The organism is Burkholderia stagnalis (genome assembly GCF_039848545.1).
Lineage (GTDB): Bacteria > Pseudomonadota > Gammaproteobacteria > Burkholderiales > Burkholderiaceae > Burkholderia > Burkholderia stagnalis.
In genome coordinates this window covers 1,547,808-1,574,136 of sequence record NZ_CP156686.1, presented here as the reverse complement: position 1 = coordinate 1,574,136, position 26,329 = coordinate 1,547,808, and the positions used below count along the sequence as shown (strand labels likewise).

General features: G+C 64.5%; 20 protein-coding genes. 15 read left to right on the top strand and 5 right to left on the bottom strand.

Annotated elements, in window-relative coordinates; all coding sequences use genetic code 11:
- Window positions 1-136 precede the first annotated feature (136 nt).
- Window positions 137-661, bottom strand: a complete 525-nt coding sequence (locus ABFO07_RS23710) for a metal-dependent hydrolase (RefSeq protein WP_059561317.1) — start codon at window positions 659-661, stop codon at window positions 137-139.
- Between the two features lie 296 nt (window positions 662-957).
- Here ABFO07_RS23710 and ggt point away from each other — a divergent pair, with 296 nt between their 5' ends.
- Window positions 958-2,679, top strand: coding sequence for a gamma-glutamyltransferase (gene ggt, locus ABFO07_RS23705; RefSeq protein ID WP_059808090.1), 1,722 nt, complete (start codon window positions 958-960; stop codon window positions 2,677-2,679).
- Between the two features lie 106 nt (window positions 2,680-2,785).
- On the opposite strand, the gene ABFO07_RS23700 is transcribed toward ggt, so the two are convergent.
- Complete coding sequence (locus ABFO07_RS23700; RefSeq protein WP_430733078.1) at window positions 2,786-4,204, bottom strand: TolC family protein; 1,419 nt, start codon at window positions 4,202-4,204, stop codon at window positions 2,786-2,788.
- A 282-nt stretch (window positions 4,205-4,486) separates the two neighbouring features.
- On the opposite strand from ABFO07_RS23700, the gene ABFO07_RS23695 reads away from it, so the two are divergent.
- The 7 genes from ABFO07_RS23695 (at window position 4,487) to ppk2 (ending at window position 12,226) form a co-directional block, all read left to right on the top strand.
- The gene (locus tag ABFO07_RS23695; RefSeq protein ID WP_185633586.1) at window positions 4,487-4,660 is read left to right on the top strand and encodes a hypothetical protein; all 174 of its coding nucleotides are present in this window, start codon (window positions 4,487-4,489) and stop codon (window positions 4,658-4,660) included.
- A 225-nt stretch (window positions 4,661-4,885) separates the two neighbouring features.
- Window positions 4,886-5,071, top strand: a complete 186-nt coding sequence (locus ABFO07_RS23690; protein WP_059561691.1) for a hypothetical protein — start codon at window positions 4,886-4,888, stop codon at window positions 5,069-5,071.
- Between the two features lie 132 nt (window positions 5,072-5,203).
- Window positions 5,204-7,324 carry a peptidase domain-containing ABC transporter gene (locus ABFO07_RS23685; RefSeq protein ID WP_347469654.1) on the top strand — a complete coding sequence of 707 codons (2,121 nt, stop codon included), beginning with the start codon at window positions 5,204-5,206 and terminating at the stop codon, window positions 7,322-7,324.
- Window positions 7,321-8,325 (top strand): hypothetical protein, encoded by a 1,005-nt coding sequence (locus ABFO07_RS23680; RefSeq protein ID WP_059561302.1) that lies wholly within the window; start codon window positions 7,321-7,323, stop codon window positions 8,323-8,325. Before ABFO07_RS23685 ends, ABFO07_RS23680 begins: the two co-directional genes overlap by 4 nt.
- A gap of 12 nt (window positions 8,326-8,337) precedes the next feature.
- The gene (locus tag ABFO07_RS23675; protein ID WP_059561299.1) at window positions 8,338-9,633 is read left to right on the top strand and encodes an HlyD family efflux transporter periplasmic adaptor subunit; all 1,296 of its coding nucleotides are present in this window, start codon (window positions 8,338-8,340) and stop codon (window positions 9,631-9,633) included.
- Window positions 9,634-9,637: 4 nt separating this feature from the next.
- Window positions 9,638-11,200: an OmpW/AlkL family protein gene (locus tag ABFO07_RS23670; RefSeq protein ID WP_347469652.1), complete on the top strand. Its 1,563-nt coding sequence runs from the start codon at window positions 9,638-9,640 to the stop codon at window positions 11,198-11,200.
- Window positions 11,201-11,296: 96 nt separating this feature from the next.
- A complete protein-coding gene (ppk2, locus tag ABFO07_RS23665) occupies window positions 11,297-12,226 on the top strand; it encodes a polyphosphate kinase 2 (protein ID WP_059923120.1) in 930 nt (309 codons plus the stop codon).
- 22 nt (window positions 12,227-12,248) lie between these two features.
- Here ppk2 and ABFO07_RS23660 read toward each other — a convergent pair whose 3' ends face one another.
- Entirely contained in the window at window positions 12,249-12,539 is a 291-nt protein-coding gene (locus ABFO07_RS23660) for an H-NS family nucleoid-associated regulatory protein (RefSeq protein WP_059561289.1), read from the bottom strand.
- A 396-nt stretch (window positions 12,540-12,935) separates the two neighbouring features.
- A complete protein-coding gene (locus tag ABFO07_RS23655; protein WP_059890996.1) occupies window positions 12,936-13,154 on the bottom strand; it encodes a hypothetical protein in 219 nt (72 codons plus the stop codon).
- A 743-nt stretch (window positions 13,155-13,897) separates the two neighbouring features.
- On the opposite strand from ABFO07_RS23655, the gene ABFO07_RS23645 reads away from it, so the two are divergent.
- The 7 genes from ABFO07_RS23645 to ABFO07_RS23615 all read left to right on the top strand — a co-directional run bounded on the left by ABFO07_RS23645 (window position 13,898) and on the right by ABFO07_RS23615 (window position 25,346).
- Window positions 13,898-15,538: a ShlB/FhaC/HecB family hemolysin secretion/activation protein gene (locus ABFO07_RS23645; RefSeq protein ID WP_230948214.1), complete on the top strand. Its 1,641-nt coding sequence runs from the start codon at window positions 13,898-13,900 to the stop codon at window positions 15,536-15,538.
- A gap of 283 nt (window positions 15,539-15,821) precedes the next feature.
- The gene (locus ABFO07_RS23640) at window positions 15,822-16,406 is read left to right on the top strand and encodes a fimbrial protein (RefSeq protein ID WP_059561286.1); all 585 of its coding nucleotides are present in this window, start codon (window positions 15,822-15,824) and stop codon (window positions 16,404-16,406) included.
- Between the two features lie 22 nt (window positions 16,407-16,428).
- Complete coding sequence (locus ABFO07_RS23635) at window positions 16,429-17,199, top strand: fimbrial biogenesis chaperone (RefSeq protein ID WP_059808076.1); 771 nt, start codon at window positions 16,429-16,431, stop codon at window positions 17,197-17,199.
- A 192-nt stretch (window positions 17,200-17,391) separates the two neighbouring features.
- Window positions 17,392-20,070, top strand: coding sequence for a fimbria/pilus outer membrane usher protein (locus tag ABFO07_RS23630; RefSeq protein WP_060013565.1), 2,679 nt, complete (start codon window positions 17,392-17,394; stop codon window positions 20,068-20,070).
- 4 nt (window positions 20,071-20,074) lie between these two features.
- Window positions 20,075-20,896 (top strand): fimbrial biogenesis chaperone, encoded by an 822-nt coding sequence (locus ABFO07_RS23625; RefSeq protein WP_059561280.1) that lies wholly within the window; start codon window positions 20,075-20,077, stop codon window positions 20,894-20,896.
- 152 nt (window positions 20,897-21,048) lie between these two features.
- Window positions 21,049-24,060 carry a filamentous hemagglutinin N-terminal domain-containing protein gene (locus ABFO07_RS23620; protein ID WP_060150322.1) on the top strand — a complete coding sequence of 1,004 codons (3,012 nt, stop codon included), beginning with the start codon at window positions 21,049-21,051 and terminating at the stop codon, window positions 24,058-24,060.
- 77 nt (window positions 24,061-24,137) lie between these two features.
- Window positions 24,138-25,346 (top strand): fimbrial protein, encoded by a 1,209-nt coding sequence (locus tag ABFO07_RS23615; RefSeq protein WP_230941936.1) that lies wholly within the window; start codon window positions 24,138-24,140, stop codon window positions 25,344-25,346.
- A gap of 178 nt (window positions 25,347-25,524) precedes the next feature.
- On the opposite strand, the gene ABFO07_RS23610 is transcribed toward ABFO07_RS23615, so the two are convergent.
- Window positions 25,525-26,112: an IMPACT family protein gene (locus ABFO07_RS23610; protein ID WP_347469651.1), complete on the bottom strand. Its 588-nt coding sequence runs from the start codon at window positions 26,110-26,112 to the stop codon at window positions 25,525-25,527.
- Window positions 26,113-26,329 lie beyond the last annotated feature (217 nt).

Sequence of the window (26,329 nt, the reverse complement as noted above, 5' to 3'; positions counted from 1 at the left end):
CGAACTGGGGTCGGTTGCGGGCGGGCTGCGTGGCGCGAACGGTCAGTGTGCCAGAGAAGGGGCGCATGTGCCGGGCCCCGCGACGGGAGGAATCCGGCCCCGAAGCGGACGGTGCGCCCGGCGCGCGTTCAGGCCGTCAGACCGTGCGCAGCCAGCCGAGCCAGTGATGCAGCGCCGGCGCGCGCGTCCATACCGACTGCGCGAGCCACAGCGCGCCGCCCCATGCCGCGGCGACGACGATCAGGTCGCAGTTTCCGCTGTTCCACAGGTTCAGCGAATGGCGTCGCCAGATCCACGGCACGCCGAGCGGGTTGGGCCAGTCCGCGAGCAGGTGCATCAGGCCGCCGCACGCGAAGCCGAACAGCGGCGCGGCCCACAGCGGATGCGGCGCGTGCGTGAGCGCGTGCCAGGCCAGCGCGAGCAGCGCGATCCAGCCGATGCCCCAGTGCGTGACGGTGCGGTGCGTGATCCACAGGCGGCGCTTGCGGGTCCACCATGCGACCTCGAGCCAGTCGGGCGCGGTGCCGCCCGCGATGCCGGCCGCGAACGCGGCGGGAATGCCTACGTGCCAAGGGCCGGTCGCGCCGGTTTGCGCGACGAGCAGGGCCGCGATGACGCCGGCCGCGAAGCCGGATGCGTGATGAGCGTTGTGTGAAGCCATACGAGACGAAGACGACGATGCGGCGGGAAGGAAGCGCGGGCGCGAAGGGGCGCTATCTTCTCAGATCGGCGCGCGTGGCGGGAGGTTCGTCTGCGGATTTCGCGACGCGATGCGTCACGACGTTCGACGGTACCCGAAAGTTGCCCGATTCCGGGCGTTTCGTCATCGGATCCGTGTTCGACCCCTTTATGTGCTCCTATACTACGGAACCGGCTTATGGTCGCCGTCGCTGCGGCGGTTATAAGCGGATCAGGTGCTTTTTTCAGCCCGCAGGAGATCCACATGGGAGACGCGCAATGAACACGTTGAATCGCTTCAAATCATCCGCGGTCGTGCTCGCGACGGCGGCCGGCATCGGCTTCCTGCCGACCGCGCCGGCCTATGCGAAGGGGCCGCAGCCCGCGATCCTGACCGGCTCGGCGGTCGCGGTCGCCGACAAGTACAGCGCGGATGCGGCGGAGCGGATCTTCAAGGAAGGCGGCAACGCGATCGATGCGGCGGTGGCGATCGCGTTCACGCTGGCGGTCACGTATCCGGAAGCCGGCAACATCGGCGGCGGCGGCTTCATGACCATCTACAAGGACGGCAAGCCGTACTTCCTCGACTATCGCGAGCGTGCGCCGCTCGCGGCGACGAAGGACATGTACCTCGACAAGGACGGCAACGTGATCAAGGGCATGAGCCTCTACGGCCCGCGCGCGGTTGGCGTGCCCGGCACGGTCGCGGGCATGTGGGAAGCGCAGAAGCGCTTCGGCAAGCTGAAGTGGAAGCAGGTGCTCGCGCCGGCGATCCACTACGCGCGCGACGGCTTCGTCGTCGACGAGCAGCTCGCGCAGCGCGGCGTCGATGCGTCGAAGGAGTTCGAGGGCAAGACCAATTTCGACAAGTACTTCGCCGGGATGAAGGCCGGCGTGAACTTCAAGCAGCCGGATCTCGCCGACGTCCTCACGCGAATCTCGGACGATGGCGCGAAGGGCTTCTACGAGGGCAAGACGGCCGAGCTGATCGCCGCGTCGATGAAGACCGGCGACGGCAACGGGCTGATCACGGCCGAGGATCTCGCGCAATACCGCGCGACCTGGCGCCAGCCGATCGAGGCGAACTGGAACGGCTACCGCGTGATTACCGCGCCGCCGCCGAGCTCGGGCGGGATCGGGCTCGTGCAGCTGCTGAAGATGAAGGCGGACCGCAAGCAGGACTTCGAGGGCGTCGCGCTCAATTCGCCGCAGTACATTCACCTGATCGCCGAGATCGAGAAGCGCGTGTTCGCCGATCGCGCGCAATACCTCGGCGATCCCGACTTCTACAAGGTGCCCGTCGCGCGGCTGACCGCCGACGCCTATATCTCGAAGCGCGCGGCCGAGGTCAACCCGAAGGAGCCGTCCGACACGAAGAGCGTGCAGCCGGGCCTCGGCACGACGATGCCGGAAAAGGCGGAGACGACGCACTTCTCGGTGGTCGACCGGTGGGGCAACGCGGTGTCGAACACCTACACGATCAACGGCTATTTCGGCTCGGGCGTGATCGCCGACGGCACGGGCATCGTGCTCAACGACGAGATGGACGACTTCTCCGCGAAGCCGGGCGTCGCGAACATGTTCGGCGTGGTCGGCAGCGACGCGAATGCGATCGAGCCGAAGAAGCGGCCGCTGTCGTCGATGTCGCCGACGATCCTGACCAAGGACGGCAAGGTGTCGCTCGTGATCGGCACGCCGGGCGGCTCGCGGATCTTCACGTCGATCTTCCAGGTGATCAACAACATCTACGACTTCAAGATGCCGTTGAAGGAAGCGGTGGGCGCGATGCGTTTCCACCACCAGCTGCTGCCGCCGAACACGATTTTCTGGGAGCCGTACCGCCCGATCGAAGGCGAGCTCGCGAAGCAGATCGAGGCGCGCGGCTATACGCTGAAGGGGCAGGACTTCAGCGGCGACATCCAGGTGATCAAGATCAACGGCAAGACGCCGGAGGCGGTTGCCGATCCGCGCGGGCGCGGGGTCACGCGGGTGATTCACTGACCGGAGGCGGGCGGCTGCGTCGAGCGGCCGCTCGTTTGCGTAACGCGTATGCCGATGCCGCCGGGCCGTTGCCGGCGGCATCGGCGCATGTGCGCCGCGTGGCCGCTCAATTGACGCGCGGCTCGCGCGCCGCATTGCTTTCCAGGAACCCGTCCACTGCCACCAGCGACTGCTCGTCGAGCGTCCCCAGCACGCTCTTCAGCTTCAACTGCAGCTTGAGCGCGTCGAGATAGCTGTCGAACAGCTTCTGCCGGATGCCGGAGATGTCGCGCCGCAGGTTCAGCGTCTCGTAGGTCGTGCTGTAGCCGATCTGATGCGCTTTCATCGACGCGTCATACGCGAGCCGTGCCGCCTGCAGCGACTGCTGCAGCGCGCGGATGCGCGTGCCGATCGATTCGAGCGCGGACAGCGCCTCGCGATGATCGGTGCTCAACTGTTCCTCGACCTCGCGCAGGCGGTTGCGATATTGCGTGGCCGTATGCTCGGCCTCGACCTGCCGGTAGTACACGCTGCCGCCCGAGAAGATCGGGATCGTCACCTGCACGCCGACCGCGCTCTGGTGGAAATCGGAGCGATCGCTGAGCCCGCGCAGGTTCGGATTGAGCCCGCGCGAATACGACGCGAACAGGTCGACGGTCGGCAGGTGCTCCGCGCTGATGCGCTTTGCCGCGAGCCGCGCGACCTCGACGTCGCGATACGCCTGCCGGTAGGCCGGGTTGTCCTGCGGCGCATAGTCGCCGGCGGGGATGCGCGGCGACGTGCCGCGCAGCGCGAGGCGCGGCCAGCGCGCGAAATCGATCGTCGCGCCGAGCAGCGTCTCGTAGCGCGCCCTGCGCGCATCGACATCGGTCTGCGCGAGCACCTCGTCAGACTGCGCGAGGCTGCGCCGCGCCTCGATTTCCGCGGTGTCGCCGATGGTCTTCATGCCGAGCTGCGCCATGCGCCGCGTGTCGCTTTCGAGGCGCGTCAGCGCGCTCACTTCGTCGTCGGCCGACTGCAGCTTCTCGCGCGCGCTCAGCAGGTCGAAGCAGGCGTTCGCGACGCGCAGGATCAGGTCCTGCTTCGCGACCTCGAGCTTCTGCTTCGCGGATGCCTCGAATTCGGTCGCGCGGCGCATGTCGTACAGGTACGGCACGTTGAACAGCGCCTGCGTGACCTGCGCGGCGCCGTACGCGGCCTTGCTGGCGCCGCTCACGTCGACGCCGAACAGGTTCGCGTGCGTGCCGTAGCGCCCCCATTCGAGCTGCGCCGTGGCCTGCGGCAGCATCAGCGCGCGCGCCTGCGGAAACTTCTGGCGCGCCGCGTCGTATTCGCTCTGCGCCTGCAGGTAGCGCGGGTCGTGCGCGACCGCATACTGGTACGCGGGATCGAGACAAAACGCCTGCGCGTTGCCGCTGCCTAGCACGATTACAGTGAGCAATGGTAGGGTCGCGCTTCGAATGTTGCGCGTGAATCGAATTCTTGATAGGTAAATACCCCTACCTCCGAAAATCGATGTGCCGCGCCCAACCCGCGTTTCAAACATGGCCGTCTCCGTCCGGTGTCCGCTCCGCAATGAAATTGCGGGCGGATTTAAACGTTTTAAAAATGACATTCAAACGGCGTGAATTGCCGGAATTTCGTGCAATCGGAAAACCGGCGCCGTAAGAGTGTGTCCTCCATTGAATTCGGATGCGCCCGCATGATAGCCTGATTTCGGCTCGTAATCGCGGTGATTATTACATTTAAAGTCGCTCGGTGATTAAAAGCCGTTTTCAAGTCAATGAAGGTTCTTTGCGTCATCTTTATTTTTTACGAGGAGAGAACGATGAAGGTCATGACGATGGAACAGGTTCGGAATGTGCACGGCGGCGGTCCGATCAGCTCGCTGGGCAGCCTCGCGGTGGCGGCTGCGCCGGTAGTGACCGCGCTGGGCCAATTCCTGCCGAGCCTCGGCAATTACCTGCAGAACCCGAAGTCATTCAATAACACCGGCAAGTAATCATTGCCGTGCGCGGGGAGGCGCCCCCCGCGCGATGCGTATATAAATGGAAGGAAAAATGCGATCGCCGCGGTATATAAAACCGGAAATCACGATGCATGATTTTCAATTCGGCGATTATCAGGAGGAACGAATGCCGGGGTAGGGCTGTAAGAATCAAAACGCGTGAATGTTTTTGATCGACTTGCGGCTTGAAGGCATTCCGAAAACATGAAGGCCATAAAAATGCGAGACATCACGGAAGAGCAGGCCCGCCAGGTTCGCGGCGGCGCGTCGTTGTACTCCAACTCGGCCAACTACACGGTCAACATGGTCAACCAGTCGATCGGTTCCACCGTGCAGGGGCTGATGAACCAATACCAGGCACGCGTCACCGAGCAGTTCCGGATGTCGCTCGGCTCCAGCCGCTGAGCGGCCGGCCGCGCCGTTCAGCCGCCGCAGCCGGCTCGCCCGGTTGCCCCCAGCGTTTTGCGCGCGACGCGCCACGGGCCGCCTTCGGCTGGCCCCGGCGCCGTGTCGCCGCGTTCTGCGATTGCCCGACCCATGCTCTTCAATACGCGTAAAGTCCGTCCGATCCTGCAGGACGAGGTGACGGAATGCGGCCTGGCCTGCCTCGCGATGATCGCGTCGTGGCACGGGCGCGAGACGACGCTGCGCACGCTGCGCAACCGCTATCCGGTGCGGATCGATTCCGGCCTGTCGTTCTTCGACCTGATGGAGATCGCGAACGATCTCGGCCTGCGTGCGCGCGGGCTGCAGTTCGACGCGGCCGAGCTCGACGCGCTCAAGACGCCGTGCATCCTGCACTGGGGGATGAACCACTACGTCGTGCTGACGAAGGTCGGCTACGGCAGCGTGCACATCGTCGATCCCGCGCTCGGCGAGACGAAGCTGCCGCTCGCGCAGGCGCTCACGCACATCACCGGCTACGCGCTCGAGCTGAACCCGGACATCGGCTTCACGCACTCGGGGCCGGCCGACCGCATCCGCCTGCGCGACTATCTCGAAGGGCTGACCGGCATCCGCAAGAGCCTCGCGATCGGCATCGCGGGCGGCGTGGCCGCGCAGCTCCTGCTGCTGCTCGGCCCGTCGTACGTGCAGCTGACGATCGACGAGGCGCTGAAGAAGACCGACGTCGACATCCTCTACCTGCTGACGATCCTGTTCGCGATCGTGTTCCTGTTCGACACGCTGTACGCGAACCTCGTCGGCAACATCAGGAGCTACCTGCGCAACATCGTGTCGCAACAGCTGTCGTCGAACATGGTCGGCCATCTCGCGCGGCTGCCGATCGGCTATTACCTGTTCCACAACACCGGCGATTCGATCTCGCGCGTGGCGTCGGTGTCGGAGGTCGGCCGCTTTCTCGTCGACGGCCTCGTCGGCGGGCTGCTGAATATCGTCACCTGCGTGCTGACGCTCGCGCTGATGCTGTACTACAGCCCGGTGCTGGCCGGCATCAGCGTCGCCGGCATGGTGCTGTTCGCGCTGAGCCGGCTCGCGATCCAGCCGCAGCTGCAGGACGCGATGTCGCAGATCCTCACGCGCGGCGCGGAAGCCGACGCGCTGCTGATCGAGAACATCCGTTCCGCGCATTCGATCAAGCTGCTGTCGGCCGAGACCGCGCGCAGCAGCCTGTGGATCAACGCGTTCACGCAAAAGCTGCAGGCGATCCGCCAGCAGGAGCGCCTGCAGCTGACGTTCGACGCGATCTCGAAGGGCATCGTGCACGTCGAGCAGCTCGTGATCGTCACCTACGGCGCGTGGCTCGTGATGCACGGCAAGAGCACGATCGGCGTGATCTACGCGTTCATCCAGTACAAGAACCTGTTCGCGGACAAGTTCATCGATTCGATCCAGCTCTACGTGCGCCGCAAGGTGCTGCAGGTGCACATGGACCGCGTCGCCGACGTGCTGCAGACCGAAACCGAGGAGCCGGCGCCGGACGCGGCAGTGCGCCCGGTCGACGGTTTCGACGGTTCGCTGTCGATCCGGGGCCTGTCGTATACGCCGCGCGGCGGCCACCGGCCGATCCTGCGCGGCGTCGACCTCGACGTGCCGGCCGGCGGCAAGATCGCGATCGTCGGGCGCACCGGCAGCGGCAAGACGACGCTGCTGAACCTGATCTGCGGGCTGGTCCGGCCCGAGCCCGGCACGGTGTTCGTGAACGGGGTCGATCTTGCGGAAGTGAACCTGCGGCAGTACCGCAAGCACCTCGCGGCCGTCACGCAGGCGGACCTGCTGTTTCGCGGCACGATCCGCGACAACATCACGAACTTCGCGCCGGCGCCGCGCATCGGCGCGATGTTCGATGCCGCGAAGCTCGCGTGCATCCACGACGAGATCGAGCAGCTCGACCACCGCTACGACACGCCGCTCGGCGACACGCAGAAATTCCTGTCGGCCGGCCAGATGCAGCGGCTGCTGATCGCGCGGGCGCTGTATTGCGAGCCGCGCCTGCTGATCCTCGACGAGTTCTCGTCGAACCTCGACCAGGCGACGACGCACGAGATCTGCCGCAACGTGCTGACGCTGCCGTGCACGATCGTGCTCGTCACGCACGACGCGTCGATCCTGTCGATGGCCGAGCGCATCTACCAGATGCACGATGGTGTGCTGACCGAGGCGACGGCGGCCTCGCGTGCGTTGCAGGAGACTTCATGATGCTGGCGCGACTGTTCCTGTTCAACGCGTTCTCATACGCGTACCTCGCGCGGCGCACCGTGCGCGCGCTTGCGCTGCGCACGTCGCCCGCGCGCGGCCTGCTGCTGATGCGCTGGTGCTCGGCCGCGTGCCTGCGGTGTTTCCCGTCGATCCGCGAGTCGATCGAACGCACGGTCGCGCACATGCTGAGCGGCCACCTGAACGACGATCCGCGGCGCGTGCGCGAGGTCGCGGCGTCGATCGTGCGCGAGCTGTTCGAGGCGGAGTTCGCGGGGCTCGCGCTGCGCACGCACAGCCTCGCTTCGATGAAGGCGCTGATCGACGCGATGGCGTGCGAAGGCGACCCGGCGCTGCGCACCGCGCTCGCGCGCGGCGGCCCGCTGATGCTCGCCGGGCTGCATTTCGGCAACCTGATGCTGTTCGTCACCAAGCTGCGCTTCCTGATCCCGAACGATCGCAAGCTGATCGTGATCCTGCACAAGGATGCGCCGGGCGCGTTCTTCGACGATGCGCTGCGGCTCGTCGGCGAATACGGCGCGGGGCAGGTGGAGATGATCGACATCGACGAGCGCGTGCAGCTGCGGCGGCTGCTCGCGAGCCTGCGCCGCGAGCAGCCGGTGTTCCTGCTGTTCTCCGACTTGCACGGCAAGTTCGGCCGGACCAACCGCTGCCGGCTCGGCGGCCGCTGGGTGCGGATGGCGGGCGGCGGCGTGAAGCTCGCGGTCGAGCAGGGCATTCCGATGCTCGTCGCATATGCGACCGGCGTGCCGTTCCGCGACCGCTGCGCGGTGCATTTCGCCGAACTGGAAACGGGCGCGCTCGCGCCGATGCTCGGCGCGGACGACGACGCGTCGCCGGTGCGCGCGACGCACCAGCGGATCGTCGACCGCCTCGAGCAGGCGCTCGTGCGCCAGCCCGAGCAGTGGCATTTCTGGGAACACTTCGCGCCTTACCTGATGCCGTCGCCGCTGCTCGATGCCGGCGCGCGGCGCCGCCCCTGACGAGCCTGCCCCATGCCGACCTGGTATTCCGCCCTCCGAGAACAGAAGCCGTCGCGCAAGCTCGCGCGCGGCACGTCGTTCGGCACCGTGATCAACGGCGTCGTCGACGTGCCGGTGTCGCTGCGCTTCTTCTGCTACCTGTCGCTCGCGATGTTCGCGATGTTCGTGACCGCGCTCGTCGAGCTGAGCTATGCGAACACCGAGAGCGTGGCGGGCATGCTGACGCCGCGCACGGGCCTGATCGGCGTCGGCGCGCCGCAGGGCTGGGCGGTGCGCGACGTGTACGTCGGCAAGGACCAGCACGTGAAGGCGGGGCAGCGCCTGCTCGCGGTGACGCGCGACACGAGCTTCGTCAGCCAGGCGAACAACGTGCAGGGGATGCGCGCGGCGCTCGCGCGCCAGCGCGTCGAGGTCACGCAGCAGATCGACGCCGCGCGGCTCGAATACCGCTCGTCGGTGCAGCAGATCAACCAGCAGATCGCCGCGCAGGGCGAGAGCCGGGCGCTGATCGACCGGCAGATCCAGGACCAGAAGCGCATCGTCGACGAATACGGCGAGCGGCGCAGCCGCGTGAAGCAGCTGCTCGACGAGCAAGTGGTGACGCTCGAGCAGTACAACCAGGTCAACACGCAATTCCTGCAGGCGGGCCAGGCTTACCAGGATCTGATGCTGCGCCGCGCGGAACTCGCGAAGAACGCGCTGAAGCTGCGCGGCGACCTGGAGACGATGCAGAGCAAGTACGACGGCGCGAACGCCGAGCTGAAGATCAAGCAGGAGGAGCTGAACTCGAAGGAATACAACATCGACGAAAGCGTCAACCAGGTGCTGTATGCGCCGGCCGACGGCCAGATCGTGCGGCTCGACGTCGTGCAGGGCGGCGTGATCGACCCGCCCGGCACGCGCGTGGTGGAGATCCTGCCGGCGAAGGCCGACGGGCTGATCGCCGAGGTCTACATTCCGTCGTCGAAGGCCGGCTTCATCAAGCCGGGGCAGGACGTGAAGGTGGCCTACGCGAGCTACCCGGTCGAGAAGTTCGGCACGTATCGCGGCAAGGTGCTGTCGATCTCGCCGGTCGCGTTCACCGCGAAGGAGCTGAACCTGCCGGGCGACTCGGCCGCGCCGCAGACCTATTTCAAAACCTGGGTCGAGCTCGCGGAACGCACGCCGTCGTTCGAGGGCAAGGCGCTCGCGCTGAAGGCGGGGATGATGCTGAAGGCCGACATCGTGCTCGAGAAGCGCAGCCTGCTCGAATGGCTGTTCGAGCCGCTGTACCGGATGCGCCAGCGCATCTTCGGCGCGCCGGCCTGAGCCGATGGCGAAGCGCAACGCGCGCCGCCGGCGGCGGCATGGCCGGGCATGCCCGCTGTCGTGCTGGCTCGGTGCGACGCTGTTCGCGTGCGCCGCCGCCGCGCACGCCGCGCCGCTGCCGGACGATGCGGCCGACGCGCGCTGGCAGGCGGGGGCGGACGGCATCGGCTTCTGGCCGGGCGGCGATGCGGACGGGTTCGACGCGGCCGCGTGGCGCACCGACGGCGGGCCGGCGCGCGCAGCGCGGCTCGCGAGTGCGAACGGTGCGGGCGCGGACGGTGCGCTGCCGCCGCCCGTGCCGCTGAGCGCGGGCAAGATCACGCTCGGCCAGCACCCTGCGGCGTCGGACCGTGACGCATGCGGGCCGGTATCGCGCAATGGCGCTGGGGAAGGCGCAGACGACGGCGCGGACGGCATCGGCTTCGATGCCGATGGCGCGGATGCCGCCGCATGCGGCCCGGCGGCGCGCGATGTGACGAAGGTGACGAAGGTGGCGAACGCGGCGCAAGCGGCGCAGGCGACACAAGCGACACAAGCGACACAAGCGACACAAGCGACACAAGCGACACAAGCGACACAAGCGACACAAGCGACACAAGCGACACAGGCGACGCAGGCGACACAAGCGCCCGCCGTCGTCCACGCGGATCGCATGCCGTACGAACTGCATCCGATCGACCCGTCGCGGCTGCCGGACCTGCCGGCCGCGCAGGCGCCGCCGCTGCTCGAGCAGCTGGCGGGCGACGACCGCAACATGGTCGGCCTCGGCTGGCACTTCGTCGCGACGACGGGCCGCTCGACGCCCGTCACGACGCATACCGACGCGCTCGGCCTGAACAGCTTCGAGAACCGCGGCTCGCAGCTGTCGCTCAGCAACACGAACACGCTCGCGTTCACGCTCACGCATTTCTTCACCGAGAACTGGGCGGCCGAACTCGGCGCAGGCATTCCGCCGGTGCTGACGCTGCGTGGGCACGGCAGCATCGCGCTGCCGCTCGACCGGGTCTTTCCGGGCATCCGGGGCCGGCTGCCGCTGATCGATCTCGCGAACACCGACAGCAACCCGCTCGCGACGACGCGCGCGTGGCTCGGCTCCGTCGTGTTCAAGTACTACCTCGGCGACCGCGAGGACCGGTTCCGGCCGTTCGTCGGCCTCGGCGTCAGCTATACGCGCTTCACGAACACCAACCTGAACCCGCTGTTCCAGCGCAAGCTCGCGTCGCTCGGCGGGCTGCTCGCCGCGGGCGGGGAGATCGGCAGCCTGCAGGGGCTGCTGCTCGATCCCGCATGGTTCCAGCGGGTGTGGAATGCCGGCGGCGACCTGCTGCTGTCGGGCCGCACCAACGTGTCGGCGAAGGTGAAGAGCGTCTGGGAGCCGGTGTTCACGGTCGGCGCGAGCTACCAGATCACGCGCCGCTTCTGGATCACGGGGATGGTCACCTATATCCCGCTGCGCACGACGATCACGCTGAACATCAGCCAGCCGAACCGCACGCTCGCGTCGAACACGTTCGACATTTCGGCGAACCCGGTGCTCGCGAGCGTGCTGCTCAATTTCCGCTTCTGACCCGGCGCAGTGCCCACTGACATATTGCTTTCATCATTCCGCTCAGCCTGCCTGCGATAATGCAAGCGAATTCGCCGCGTCATTGAAGGAGGCCCCATGGGCGACAACGACACCCGTATCGATGTGGAAGCGATGGAGGCGCGCCAGCGCCGGCTCGAGGAAGATCTCGTCGACGCATACGACGAAGAGCTCGAGATGGAGCTCGACGACCGTCGCTTCGATGACGATGACCTGCTGTTTTCGCCGGAACGGCGCGAGGCGCGCAAGCAGTATTTCCGCGAGTTGTTCCGGATGCAGGGCGAACTGGTCAAGCTGCAGGACTGGGTCGTGAGCACCGGGCATCGGCTCGTCGTGATCTTCGAGGGGCGCGACGCGGCGGGCAAGGGCGGCGCGATCAAGCGCATCACGCAGCGGCTGAACCCGCGCGTGTGCCGCGTCGCGGCGCTGCCCGCGCCCAGCAACCGCGAGCGCACGCAGTGGTATTTCCAGCGCTACGTCGCGCATCTGCCGGCGGGCGGCGAAATCGTGTTGTTCGACCGCAGCTGGTACAACCGCGCAGGCGTCGAGCGCGTGATGAATTTCTGCACCGACGACGAGTACGAGGAGTTTTTCCGGTCGGTGCCGGAGTTCGAGAAGATGCTGGTGCGCAGCGGCATCCAGATCGTCAAGTACTGGTTCTCGATCACCGACGCCGAGCAGGAGCGGCGCTTCCAGAGCCGCATCGAGGATCCGCTCAAACAGTGGAAGCTGAGCCCGATGGACCTGGAAAGCCGGCGCCGCTGGGAAGCGTATACGGTCGCGAAGGAGGAGATGCTGCAGCGCACGCACATTCGCGAGGCACCGTGGTGGGTCGTGCAGGCGGTCGACAAGAAGCGCGCGCGCCTGAACTGCATGCACCATCTGCTGGGCCAGGTGCCGTATCACGAGATCCCGCGCGCACCGATCGACCTGCCGCAGCGCGAGCATCACGAGGACTACATCCGCCGGCCCGTGCCGGACGACATGATCGTGCCGGACGTCTATTGAGCGACGCCGGGCCGCGCGGGCGCTACTCCCGGATCAGGAACGCGGCGCGGTCGCGCCCGACGATCCACGACGGCGCGCGGCCGCGCCCGCTCCACGTCGCGCCGGTGACGGGGTCGCGGTATTTCGCGCCGACCGTGAACAGTTTCGCGCGATCGCTGTAGCCCTGCCCGAAGACTTCGCGCGCGGTCAGCGCATAGCTCGTGACGAGGTCGCGCACCTTCGTGAGTGCCGCATCGCGCTCGCTGCGGCGCGCCGCCTTGATTCGCTTGTCGAGTTCTGCAAGCTGGGTTTGCAGTTGCTGAATGGTCTGCATGCGTCGTTATTCCGTCGCTGAGATTTGATTATTGATGACGCTTCGTGTGGATCCCGCCCGTCGGCATGCCCGGCCAAGGCGCGCCAGCCCTGCAGGCCGGCGAAACGTTTGCGCGACGATGATCCGGAAAACGGGAAGAGATTAAGTATCTGCAAGTAATTTTTCTATGGGACTTTTCCGAAATTTTGGAAAAATCGACCGCGTTGCCAAGGTAATCGCACGAAATGTCACACACGGAGAACAGCGGCGCGGCAGGCGTCACTGGCCTCCGCTCCGAGCCGTCGATTCTTGATGCCGGTCTTCATCGTCGTATCCGCTTTGCGCTGGTTCAGGCCGATGCGACGCAAGATCGCAAAGTTCCGGGCGGCGTCGTTGACGCAAACCCTGCATTGGTCATCACCGAGGGCCGCGTCCGGCACATAAGTCCGGATCAGGCTCCCGGCACACCTGGAGATCGCTAGCGATACATGGGCGCGTGTCGATGCGGTCGTGATCCTTGTCGATTTCCCGGTGCCAGGCGGTATGGTTCCGATAGGCGTCCGGCACACGCTCGATGGCCTCAAGTGCATAGCGGATCCGCTCCAGCAGCGCCGACTGATCGTCCTTGAGCGCCAACACGCAGTTCCTGCCTGTCGCCCCATCGCATCGATCGTGACGATCGCGCCCTTGAGCAGCAATACATCGAGCAGTGCCGCAATGGCCGTGATCTCGTTGCTCTTGTCGGCGGTCCGGGCTTGCCCCAGCGTCACGCCAAGCCGGCATGCCCCCTCGCATCCGGCAGGCGAAACAGGCTTCGAACTCCGACGGAGCGGGCGCCGCGAATACCCGGCGCGAACATATCGCGCGATGGAATCCCGCGCTCCATCTGCAATGTGGGCTCTCGCATGGGTTTCTCTCAGGGAAAACCGTGACTAGATCCTGATTCTGGCAGGCTTTCAAGAAAACGGAAACTTTATTTAACGATCTATGTATTTCATGCGACTGCTGTGGCTATTTAATAGGAATCCAAATTTGAGATTCGTCCTATTTTTTGATGGATGATTTTTATGTAGAGTCGATGCAACTATTTAACGTCCGGTAAATGGCCGGAAAATTGAAGTCGGATGTTTATATTTGTCGATTTGAGCGTGGGGGTGAGCGGCGCTAGAAGCCCCGCCCACGCATCGCGAAATGATGTTCAGCATGAGAATGCGGGCGGGTGCTGCGAAATCCCGACGCATGACGGCTGGCAGGTCGTCGCTCGCCGTTGGCATGAGAGGGGGCTTTCTCGTTCGTCGGCGCCTATTCGCAATCCAGCGGTCGAACGAATACGCGTCGACCGTCGGCTGCGTCTCTTGTTTCCGTGCTGCGCTTGGGCATTGATTTCGCTGTCGGGAAGCGTCTACGCCGACGCGCAGATCCCGGGGCGCGTCGGCAATTTGCCGCCGAGCCCGGGCCAGGCGATGCGCGACATTGAGACATCGGGCCCGTCGTTACCGAACATGCCGGTGCCGAGCCTGAGCATTCCGGCGCCCCAGTCCGCGACCGAAAACAACGGCGACAGCGGTGCGCGCGTGTTCGTTCGTCAATTCACTTTTGCGGGCAACACGGCAATCGGCGTTGACAAGTTACTGGCGCTCGTCGCAGACACGTCGAACCGCGAAATGAGCTTCGCCGACCTGCAGCAGGTGGCGGCGCGCGTGACCCATTACTATCGCGAGCACGGTTACGTGCTGGCGCGTGCGTACCTGCCTCATCAGGACATCGAAGGCGGTGTCGTTCGTATCGCGATCGTCGAAGGGAAATACGGAAAGATCGTTCTCGAAAACCATGCTCGCATGCATGACGCCGTCGTGCGCCAACCGCTCGGCAATATTCGGGAAGGCGACCCGATACGTGGCGACGATCTCGAGCGGAGTCTGCTGCTGCTTAACGAACTGCCTGGCGCTGACGCTCATGGCACGCTGCGTGTCGGCGGCATCCCCGGGACGACCGACCTCGTGGTCGACGTCAAGAAGGCGCCTCTCGCGACCGGGGCGCTGGAGTTTGACAATTTCGGGGATCCGTCGACAGGCCGGTATCGCGTGAGCGGAAACGCGAATTTCAATTCCCTGCTCGGGTTGGCCGATCAGTTGAGCGTGCGCGGCCTCGTCAGTAATGAACGGCAGCGGTACTACCGGCTTGGGTATCAGGTGCCAATCGGTCCGGCCTCCACGCGCGTCGGTGTCGCTTATTCGGACATGCGTTATCGCGTTGGCGGTGCTCTCGAGAGCCTTGACTATCATGGCAGCGCGACCGCGCAGAGCGTGTTCGTTTCCCAACCGTTGCTTCGTCGGCTCAACGCCCGCGTGACCGCACAGATCCAGTACGAGACCAGCAGTCTGCAGGAAAACTACGGGAGCTTCATGATCCATGGCGACAAGCGGGTCGGACTGTGGTCGTTCGGTGTCAGCGGCAACGTTCAGGACGACTGGCTGGGCGGCGGCCAGAGCGGCTTCTCGGTGATGTTCGGCATGGGTCGGCTGCGTAGCAATGATGTCCTCGAAACCGATCGCTTTACGCACGCAATGGGCACATTCAGCAAACTGAGCATCAGTGCGCTGCGCGTGCAGTCCCTGGGGCGACGATTTCAGCTGTATGCGCAGTTCAGTGCGCAACTCGCGTCGCGCAACCTCGATCCATCCCAGCAGTTCAGTCTCGGAGGGCCGTACGCCGTCAGGGCCTACGCGCTCGGCGCCGGTAGCGGAGACCAGGGCTGGCAGGCCACGGCGGAGCTGCGGTATCTGGCCGCGCCGGGGTGGCAATTGAGTACATTCGTCGATGCCGGGCGAGTGCAGGTGAGAAAGCAGCCATGGGTCTCCGGGGACAATATTCAACAAATCCAGGCGGGTGGCCTTGGGGCAACCTGGATTGGTTCGAATCGGCACATTTCTCTCACCGCTTCGTGGACGTTGGGCGCGGCGCTTGATTCCTCCGTGCGCGCACCAAGCATCTGGATACAGGCCAGTCAATATTTCTAGACATCGACGGCGAAAGCTTCATTTCTATATATAAGTAAGACGGGGCTGAGAAGGGCAAGAAATTTATTGGACTAAATTGAATTTGAAAAAAGTTAATAAAATTAGTAATTGTCTGATGGAGTTTCGTGTGTTGCGTCTATAGAATTTTACGGCTGGCGACCAATTCGATGGGAGTGTCGCTGGTGTGCCGGCACATGGGGTCGTGAATTTCCTGGGAGTGCAGGAAATTGTTCCAGAAATGATCGATTTTTGATTAACGAAGTTAATTCCATTGGATTAATAAATGAAGAAGAGAATTTTGGGATATTGTTCCGTTGCTGGTATCGTGAGTGCGGCGCTGTCGCCCACGCTCGCGCATGCCTATGACGGTCAGATCAACTTCTCCGGCAGCATTTCCGACGTGACCTGCAATATCAATGGCAGGGCGCCGGGCGAGGGTAATCAACTGGATGTGAATCTCGGAAACTCGATCGATCCGAGTACCTTCAAGACAATCGGTTCCACTTCCGCTGCCGTCCCGTTCCAGTTGCAGGTCGGTGGAAACGCTGCTTGCACGGACGATACGAAGGTCGTGATCGATTTCGATCAGGGCTCGACCAACATCAATCCGGCAACCGGCAACCTGAAGCTCATCGGCACGAAGCCTGCTAAGGGCGTGGAAATCCAGATCAGGGACAACGGCAACGGCAAGAATGGAAAGATCGCGCTCGGCCAGCCGCAGAGCCTCGCGGACGCGCAAGTTGCGACGGTCACGGACAACGTCGCGACGCTGAGCTACACGGCATCGTATGTGTCGACGGTCGCCTCGACCGCGATCACGCCGGGTTCGGGCAATTCGTTTATCCGCTATACCCTCGCGTACTATTGATCGCGTTTAGTCTCACCACGCCATGACGTCGACAATACGTAGATTCTATTTTTCCGTGGTGGCCTGCGTCGTCGCGTGGACCGCCTGCGCCGGTCAGGTGCAGGCGGGCCTCGTGCTCAACGGCACGCGGGTGGTTTATCCGGAGAATGCGCGCGAGGTTACGCTTCGCGTCGCGAATATGGGGCGTGAGCCCGTGCTTGCCCAATCGTGGATCGATGACGGCCGGGCGGACGTTCCGCCGGAGCGGTTGCATGTCCCGTTCGTTGTTGCGCCGGCGGTGGCGCGTGTCGAACCCGGCAAGGGTGCGGTATTGCGGATCAAGTATACGCACGATCCTTTGCCGGTCGATCGCGAGGCGGTATTTTGGCTGAACGTGCTCGAGGTGCCTTCCACCCGTGACGCCGACGCCAATGCCCTCCAATTCGCATTCCGAACGCGTATCAAGCTGTTCTATCGTCCCGATTCGTTGAAGGATGACGCGGCCTCCGCGCCTGATCGCCTGGTGTGGCGCGCCGTCACGCCGGAGCCGCAAGCCGACGCAAGCGCACGCGGCGCGAAAGTCGCGGTCGAGGTCAGCAATCCGACGCCGTACTACGTGTCGTTCGGTCAAGTTGAAAGTGACCTGGGCGGTACCTATGTTTCGGCGGGCGGCGGCATGGTCGCGCCGTTCTCGAAAGCGCGCTTTCCACTGCCGGGCGTATCGGTGCTGTCGAACCACAAGGCAAACGTGCGCTATCAGTCCATTGACGACTACGGCGGTCGTAGTACGGTGACGAAAGCGTTGGCTGACTGATCCTGTCGCAGGCCAGGCGCCGATCTCAACCATCCAGGGATGTGTAGAAATGATTGGCTGATGTAAGTCAGTCATTTCGATATCCAAATTATTTAATTTCGTATGCGAAGTATAGCTGAGACCGCTGCGCCCAACGAATTTCGGGGTTTGCCCCCGTTTCGGCGGCGGGCTGGCCTTCACGCTGTCGTGACGATGATGGCGCCTGCCGCGATGATGGCGAGCGCAGTTGCTTTCGCCGACGACGGTCGAGGAACGGCAGGCGCATTCGTGCACGACGACGCTCGGGATGAGAATGCCCGGGCCGCGAAGGCGGAGAATGCACGGAAGGGCGCCGAAGATGTGCCGGAGCGCGTCCACTTCGACGCGTCGCTATTGATGAGCGGCGCGGACGGGGCGCCGGTGGACACGACGCAATTCGAGCGTCCGGATACCGTCGCGCCTGGGCGATATCAGGTCGACGTGCTGGTCAACGGACAGTGGCGTGGCGTGGAGGAGATCGAGTTTCGGCGCATTGCCGGCAGCGAGGGCGCGCAACCGTGCTATGACCGCCAATTGTTGACACGCGCCGGCATCGACCTCGACAAGAGCGCGCGGGGGCAAGACGGTGGCACGACGCCCAATCAGCTTCCGGAAGGGCTCGTCTGCGAAGCGCTCGACGGTTTTGTACCAGGCGCCAGTGCGACTTTCGACAACGCCGAGCAGAAGCTCTACCTGACGGTGCCGCAGTATTTCATGCGGCTCAGAATGTCGACGGCCTACGTTGATCCGTCAAGCTGGACGAGCGGCGTGACGGCAGCGATGCTCAACTACAACGCGAACCTGTTCAGCACGCAGACCCAGGGGCAAAACCTCACACGGTTCTATACGGGCCTCAATATGGGGCTGAACGTTGGTGCGCTGCGTGTGCGTCACAACGGCAACTTTACCTGGTCGCCGCATGGGGGCAGCCGATATCAGCGTGGCTACGTTTATGGCCAAACCGATGTGCCGGCATGGCGCGCCCAGGTGCTCGCAGGCGAGAGCGCGACGAGCGGCGAGTTGTTCGACGCGGTATCGTTCCGCGGCGTCCAGATCGCCAGCGATGACCGCATGTTGCCCGATACTCAGCGCTATTACACGCCGGTCGTGCGCGGCACCGCGAATTCCAACGCGAAGGTGTCGGTCTATCAGCGCGGTTATCTGATTTACGAGACGACCGTCGCGCCGGGCCCGTTCGCGATCGACGATCTGCAGGCAGCCAGCTACGGCGGCGATCTCAACGTGACCGTGACGGAGGCGAGCGGCGAAGTGCGCAGCTTCGTCGTGCCGTTCGCGACGACGGTTCAGTTGTTGCGACCTGGCGTGACGCGTTTCAGCGCGATGGCCGGGCAAGCGATCGATACCGGCCTCGACAGCGGCAGCCAGTATGTCGGGCAATTCACGTTGCAGCGCGGCCTGAACAACGTCGTGACGGGCTACGGCGGCGGCGCGTTCACCGGGAATTACCAGTCCGTGCTGATGGGCGCGGCGCTCAACACCGAGATCGGCGGATTCGCGGCGGACGTCACGTACGCCCGCACGAGCACCATGCGGGGAGACCGGCTGAACGGTTCCAGCATACGTGTCTCTTACAGCCGTAACCTGCCTAACAGCGGCACGAACTTCTCCCTGCTCGCCTACCGGTATTCGACGAAAGGCTATCTTGGCCTGCGCGACGCGCTGCTGCTGAACAGCATGGTGGAACGCGGCATTCCGGCCGATGCGCTCGCACGCATGCGTAACCGGCTCGACGTCAACATCAGCCAGCAACTTGGTCAGACGGGAAGCCTTTACATAAATGGATCCGCGCTCAGCTTCTGGAACCAGGGCGGTCAGACGCTCAGCTTCACGGTCGGCTACAGCACGCAATGGCGGAATATGTCGTTTTCCGCGTCGGTGCAGCGCGTCCGTAACGCGGTACCCGGTACGACGCAATTCGTCGGCGGTGGCAGCAGCACGCTTGCGAGCCTCAACGTGTCGATCCCCCTCGGCCGCGACATGCGGCGCACGCCGATGTTCAATTCGCTTGCGACGCATGACAGCAACGGCGGCACACATGTCACGACGGGCCTGTCCGGACGCTTCGGCGAGTCGGGTAACGGAGGGTACACGCTGTCCGGCACTTACGACGGCAATGGCCGAACGGCATCGGGCAGTGGTGGCCTGAACTATCGCTTGCCGGCCGTGTCGCTGGGCGGGAACGTCGGCTTCGGCCGCGGCTACCAGCAGGCATCGGCCACGGCTATGGGCGGGATCGTGCTGCATCCGGGTGGGGTGACGGCGGGGCCGACACTCGGCGAGACGGTGGGCATCGTCGAGGCGCGCGACGCGCGTGGCGCCGCAGTGGTCAACTCCAGCGCGCGCGTGAACCGGTACGGCTATGCCGTTGTTCCGAGCCTCATCCCGTACCAGCTCAATAACGTCGATCTCGATCCCAAAGGCATGCCTGACAACGTCGAATTGAAAACGGCGTCGCGCAGCGTGGCGCCGAGGGCCGGCTCGGTTGTGATGCTGTCCTACGACACGCTCAAGGCGAGGCCATTGCTGATCGACAGTCACACACCCGACGGCGCACCGCTTCCGTTCGCCGCGCGGGCGGTCGATGTCGCGAGCGGTTCCACGATCGGCGCCGTCGGGCAGGGAAGCCGGTTATTCATCCGCAGTCAGAGTGATGTCGGTCAGGTGCGGGTGGAGTGGGGGGGAAAGCGCAATCAGCAATGCGTCATTGATTACGCGGTGCCGCGCGACAGACTTCTGGACGCGAGCTACGTCACGCTCATCCGAGCTTGCCTGCCGTTGGCGCCGCTTTCGGAAGCTGGCGTTCCGTCGATTGCGCACGAGGAGGCAAGGTAGGCCAATGCTCGAAGTCATCGCACATCTGATCCATGCCGTTCGCGGTGCGCTGCGTGGCATTCATGCTCCGACCGGCGCGCGGCGCGACACGTGTGCCGCGCGCCGGGTGCGAGCGCTGCAGCTCATCGTGTCTTCCGCCGTATGCATTGTGTCGATGCCGTCAAATGCGTCGCTGTCGATTGTCGGGACGCGCTTCGTTTTCCCGGGCGATGCGAAGACGCTCGCAATAGGCGTGCGCAATGTGGGCGATGCACCGGTGCTCGTGCAGACGTGGCTCGATGACGGAAAACCGGACGCGAATCCGGCGACGATCCGGGTTCCGTTCATGCTTGCGCCGCCGATCTTCCGGCTCGATCCGATGCAAAAGCGGGCCATTCGCGTGCAATACATCGAAGGCGGGTTGGCGACTGATCGCGAGTCGCTGTTCTGGATCAATGTTCTCGAATTGCCGGCCTCGGCCTCGGATGGTGATCGTACGCTTCGCGTCGTGTATCGGGTGCGCATGAAGCTGCTGTTTCGACCCGTTGGGCTCGCCGGCGCACCCGACGGAGCGCCGGACGCGTTGCATTGGGCGATCGATCGTCCTGCCGCCGACGCTGCGCGACTCGTCGCCACGAACCCGTCGCCGTATTACGTCGCGCTCACCCGTGTCGAACTGGGCGGAGCCCCTCCCAAGCCCGTATCTCGCGCGACGGATGTCCCGCCATTTGGCCGGGTCGAATGGCCGGTGCACGGCGACCTGGCCGAATTCGGCACTGTCGTCTACGAGGCGGTGCGCGATGACGGCTCGTTGATCGAGCGCCGCGCGCCGCTCGAGCAGCGTTGAACCGTTGGGTTCGGCACTGTGGACGGAGCGCTGCAAGCGTGCCGACGCATGCGGCGAACGTCGGCCGCATGCATATCGAGGATGAAGCGAATTGCAGGACCCGTTCTGCCCGGGATATTAGGCAGAGTTTCATTCAATAAGGAAGGCCATCGATGAACAAGAACTACGCATTGGTATGGAATGACAGCCAGGGGTGCTGGAACGTCGCCGGCGAGGGCACGCGCCGACGCAAGAAATCCGGTTCGAGCGAGGTAATTCGCGCAGCGTTCGCGGCGTTCGGCATTGCGGCGCTGTCGCCCGCGTACGCATTGCCGACCGGTGAGAACATCGTGTCGGGCAGCGGCGATGTCGTTCGCTCCCAGGACGGCCGCAATATGTCGATCAACCAGCATTCCGACAAGTTGGTGACGGAATGGGGTGCGTTCGGCGTCAATGGCGGCGAGCGCTTGACGTTCAACCAGCCATCGAGCACGTCGATCGCGCTCAACCGTGTGATCGGTACAAGCGCGAGCTCGATCCAGGGCAAGATCGACGCGAACGGCCGCGTATTTCTCGTGAACCCGAACGGAATCGTGTTCGGCAGCGGTGCGCAAGTCAACGTAGGCGGGCTGGTCGCGTCGACGCGCAACATCACGAACGAGGATTTCGCCGCAGGCAATTACCGCTTTGCGGGTGATTCCGTGTTTTCGGTCATCAACAACGGCTCGATCACGGCAGCGGAAGGCGGCTCGGTCGCGCTGCTCGGCGCGAAGGTTCATAACCAGGGCACCGTAACGGCTCAGATGGGAACGGTTGCGCTCGGCGCGGGCAAGGACGTCACGCTGAATTTTGACGGCAACAAGCTGCTCAGCGTCCAGGTCAACGAGGGCGCGGTCGACGCGCTCGCGGCCAACGCCGGCCTGTTGAAGGCCGACGGCGGCCAGGTGCTGATGAGCGCCAGGTCGGCCAATGCGCTGCTCGACACGATCGTGAACAACCAAGGCAGCATCGAGGCGAAGACGCTGCGTAATACCGCCGGCAAAATCGTGCTCGACGGCGGCGAGGGCGGCACGGTGGAAGTTGCGGGTGCGATGAACGCGAGCGCGCTCACGACGCCGGGCAACGCCGGTACGATCGAAAATCGCGGCGCAAACGTCAAGGTCGCGCTAGGCGCAATCGTGGATACGCGTGCGAGCAACGGGCTGACGGGTGTGTGGCGGATCGAGTCATCTGACGTCGACGTGGCGCCGAATGCAACCATGACCGGCACGATCGCTGCGGACACGCTGTCGCGCAGTCTCGCCTCGACGAATGTCGAACTTGCCGCAACGCAGGGCAACGTCTCGGTGAACGGTGCGGTGCGCTGGAACAGCGCCAACCGGCTGATGCTGGCTTCTCAGCAGGGCGACGTCGCACTGAACCGCGACGTCGAAGCGCGCGGCGCGAACGCACACCTCGAAGTGAATGCGCGGAAGTCGGCGCGCATCGGCGCCAACGTCGCCCTGACGGGCACGAACGCGGGGCTGACGTTGAACTATGACGACGGTTATGAGCTCGGGCGTGGCGCCTCGGTCAAGTTGTCCGGCGCGGGCGCCGGTTTCGACTCGAACGGCTTCCGCTACACGGTGATCCAGAATGCCGATCAGTTGCAAAACATTGATCGCAACCTGAATGGGCTGTATGTGCTGGGCAACGACATCAAGGGTGGATGGTTGTTCAAAGAGGCGCTGACGCCGATCGGCGGTGCGTCGGCGTTCAATGGTGTGTTCGATGGCCTCGGCAACACGATCAGCAACGTGAGTATCAGGAGCGACAGTGGCGCCGTCGGTTTGTTTGGCGTGAACACCGGCCGCATTGCGAACCTGAATCTGGCGAACATGACGGTATGGGGTTCTTTGAGGGGGAGTGCGATGAAGATCGGCGGCCTCGTCGGCGAAAACCGCGGGCAGGTCTATAACGTCAGCGCGACCGGCATGGACGTCGGCACCTCGTCGGCGAGCGCGAATGCCGTCGGCGGCCTCATCGGCGTGAACCGCGGCAGCGTCGCGAAGGCATACGTCAGCGGGAAGGTGACGGGCAATTCGATGACGAGGGCGCTCGGCGGCCTGATCGGCGAGAACAGCGCCGACCGCCAACTGGCCGACGTCAAAAACAGCACGTCCGCCGCGTCGGTTTACGGCGGGGGGACGAATGCTTCGATCGGCGGCCTGATCGGCGTGAACCGCGGCGGCACAATCACCGCGTCGTCGAACGTCGGCTCGGTGTCCGGCGCATATGTCGAGGCGGACGTTGGCGGGCTGGTCGGCGCCAACCTCGCGGGGAGCATCGGCGGATCGTTCTCGACGGGTTCGGTCCAAGGGGGGCGCAGTGGCTCCGCCGGCGGGCTCGTTGGCTACAACGAAGGTGAGATTTTCACGTCCTACGCGACCGGCGCGGTGACCGGGATTGGCGCTGATAGCGTCGGCGGTTTCGTCGGCGCGAACCAGGGCAAGCTCGCGAATGTGCGCGCGACGGGACGCGTAATCGGCACGTCGGCCGCAGCGATCGGCGGCTTTGCCGGCACCAACGGAAGCAGCGGCAGTATCGACACTGCGGAGGCGTATGGCGAGGTCACCGGCGGCGCTGGCCGGATTGGCGGTTTTGTCGGCAGCAACGCTGGCGGCGTGATCGCGCATTCGGTGGCGCGCGGCAAGACGACGGGCGGTGCTCGCAGCGAGACAGGCGGTTTTGCCGGCAACAACATCGGCGTGCTGACCAACGTGGAAGCGAGCGGCAACACTTCCGGCGGCACATCGAGCACGGTAGGTGGCCTCGTCGGTGTCAACGGCGACGGGGCAACCGGCTCGATTCGGGTTGCATCCGCGACGGGCGATGTTAGCGGCGGCACGTCCAGCACGGTCGGCGGCCTTGTTGGCGTGAATAAGGACACGATCGCCGATGCGCGTGCGTCCGGAACGGTGAGTAGTGGTTGGCAGTCGACGCTCGGCGGTCTGATCGGTATCAACTACGGACCGGTCGACCGCTCGCTCGCGAGCGGCCGGATCATGCCGAGCGGTGTCCTGTTCTGGGAATCGACCTTTGGCGGGCTCGTCGGAGTCAACTACGGCAAGTTCCGTGGTAGCGCCGCCACCGGTGCGGCAGCTGCGGTCCAAATTGCCGGTATCAACAAGGGCTTGATCGAGTAATGCGCTGACGCGGCGGGCGCGCGACGCCGACGCATGATGTGGGCGTCGCCGCGCCCGCCGCTTTTCCAAAGACGAACATGATTCGAATCGAGATATCAAACGCGGCACGGTCGCGCGGTACGCGTGCTCTGGCCGTGCGGTTGCGCGGATGGCTGAGTATCGTCGCCGTGCTGGCAGGCGCGCATGCCTGGAGCAGTGCGCATGCCGAGATGGCCAATGTGCTGGCGGTGAACTGCAGTTTTTCCAATAAGGAGGTGAGTCCGTGGCGGGAGCTCACGCCGCTGACCCAAAGCACGCCGGTCGGATCGATTCTTTACAGGCGGCAGATCAACCTGTTCACCTCGTATCAATTCGGCAGCTTGGTTACCGCCCCGCAAGAGCTGGTTTTGGGCGGCCACTGGTCGTTGCAAGGCGGCGCCGTCACGAACGGTGTGGCACAGACCAACGTGGACGGAATCGGTTTGAAATGGGCTTCCATCGGCAGCGACGGCGTCGAGAGGCCAGTCGCGCAAGGTGGACGCCCGACGGCATTCGCGAAAATTGACGTCAAGCGGGATACCGGGGCGACCGTTCCAGGCGATACCATGGCTACCCAGTATCTTCAATATCTCGTGCTGACCAAGCCAGCCAGTCAGTTGCCGCAAGGTGATCTCGTGGTTAGCGATCTGCCGGCCAATCCGGTCCTTGCGCTGTACGCAGTGGATTTGCCGAAGGGCACCGCGAGCCTTGGGAGCATATTCGACATGCCGACGTCCGCCACGCCACCGAATCTGTGCAAGTCGCCAATCAATTACATCGGGGCGGGCAACATAAATATCGATGGCGGGGGTTCGGTAACCGTGCCGAACAAATGCGACGTGGTATCGGACAGCATCGTGCCCGTTGAGCTGGGCAACTTCGCGGTGAGCCAGTTCGGTGCGCTGAACGCGACATCGGCGCCGGTCGATTTCAGCATTTCTCTCAGCAATTGTGCAGCTTCGGCCAAGCCGACCATCAGCTTCCGTGACAAGGCCGCGCAGCCGAATGCGGACAAGACGCTGCTGCAGTTGAGCGCGCCGGCGGGCCGCGCGGTCGCGCAGGGTTTCAACATCGTGATGACCAATGCGTCGACGGGCGAACGGATTGCCTATGGCGATCCGGGCAGCGCGAAGCAGTACTCGATGAAGCGCGTCGGCGACATGGCGACGATTCCGCTGCGCGCGCAATATATCCGTACCGGGATCGACGCCGAGTTGAAGCCGGGCTATGCGGGCGGAGCAGCGGAGTTCACGTTCACCTTTCCGTGATCCGAGGGCAAACGCTTGTCACGCTTGATGCGATGGATCGTGCCGCCGTTCTACGGTCGTGACAGTTCATGCGGTCGCCCTGACCGAATTGCCAATCTCATGCAGATTGTTGCAGTGCGGAGAGGAGGATCGACGGGCCGGATGCCGGGCGCAGCGGGCTGCACGGCCGCGGCCACGCTCACAGTTCGGGGAAACCCGAGCGGCCTTGCGTGAGATCGAACAGCGCGGTGCGCGCGTCGGCTTCGGCCGTGACCGGCAGGCGGATCACGAGGCGCACGGTCATCGTGTAGGTACTGTCGGCCAGTTCATAGCCGGCCTGCTCGATCCAGCGGCGCACGCGCGCTTCGTCCGGGTAGCCGATTTCGATCGCGAGCCGCGTGTAATGGATGCGCTCGACGCGTTCGGCGTCGAGCAGCGTCGACGCAATCGCGTCCGTATACGCGCGCACCAGCCCGCCGGCGCCGAGCTTGACGCCGCCGTAGTAGCGCACGACCGCGCCCAGCACACCGTCCAGGTCGTGATGGCGCAGCACCTCGAGGATCGGCCGGCCGGCGGTGCCGGACGGCTCGCCGTCGTCCGACATGCCCGACTGGCCGCCGGCAAGCAGCGCCCAGCAGACGTGCGTCGCGGCAGGGTGTTCGTCGCGCAGGCGCTGCAGCGCCTGCATCGCGGCGTCGCGATCCTCGACGGGCATCGCATACGCGATGAAGCGGCTCTTGCGGATTTCGAGTTCGCGGGTGTAGGTGGTGGCGAGCGAGTAGGTCATGTCCTGTATGCCGGGAAACCGGATGGATTCAGCGGCATCGTTCGTTTCCGTTCAACCGTGGCGAGCGGCGTCCGGTACGGAAGCGGACGGGCAGCGGCTGGCTGCACGCGGTGCGTTGACTGAAAGAGGATGATTTTACCGTGGTGTGCGTCGTGCGCGTTTCGTGAGCGTTCGACGCGTGGAAGAAGCGGTGGGGAAGTGGAGCAGGGCTTAGGTG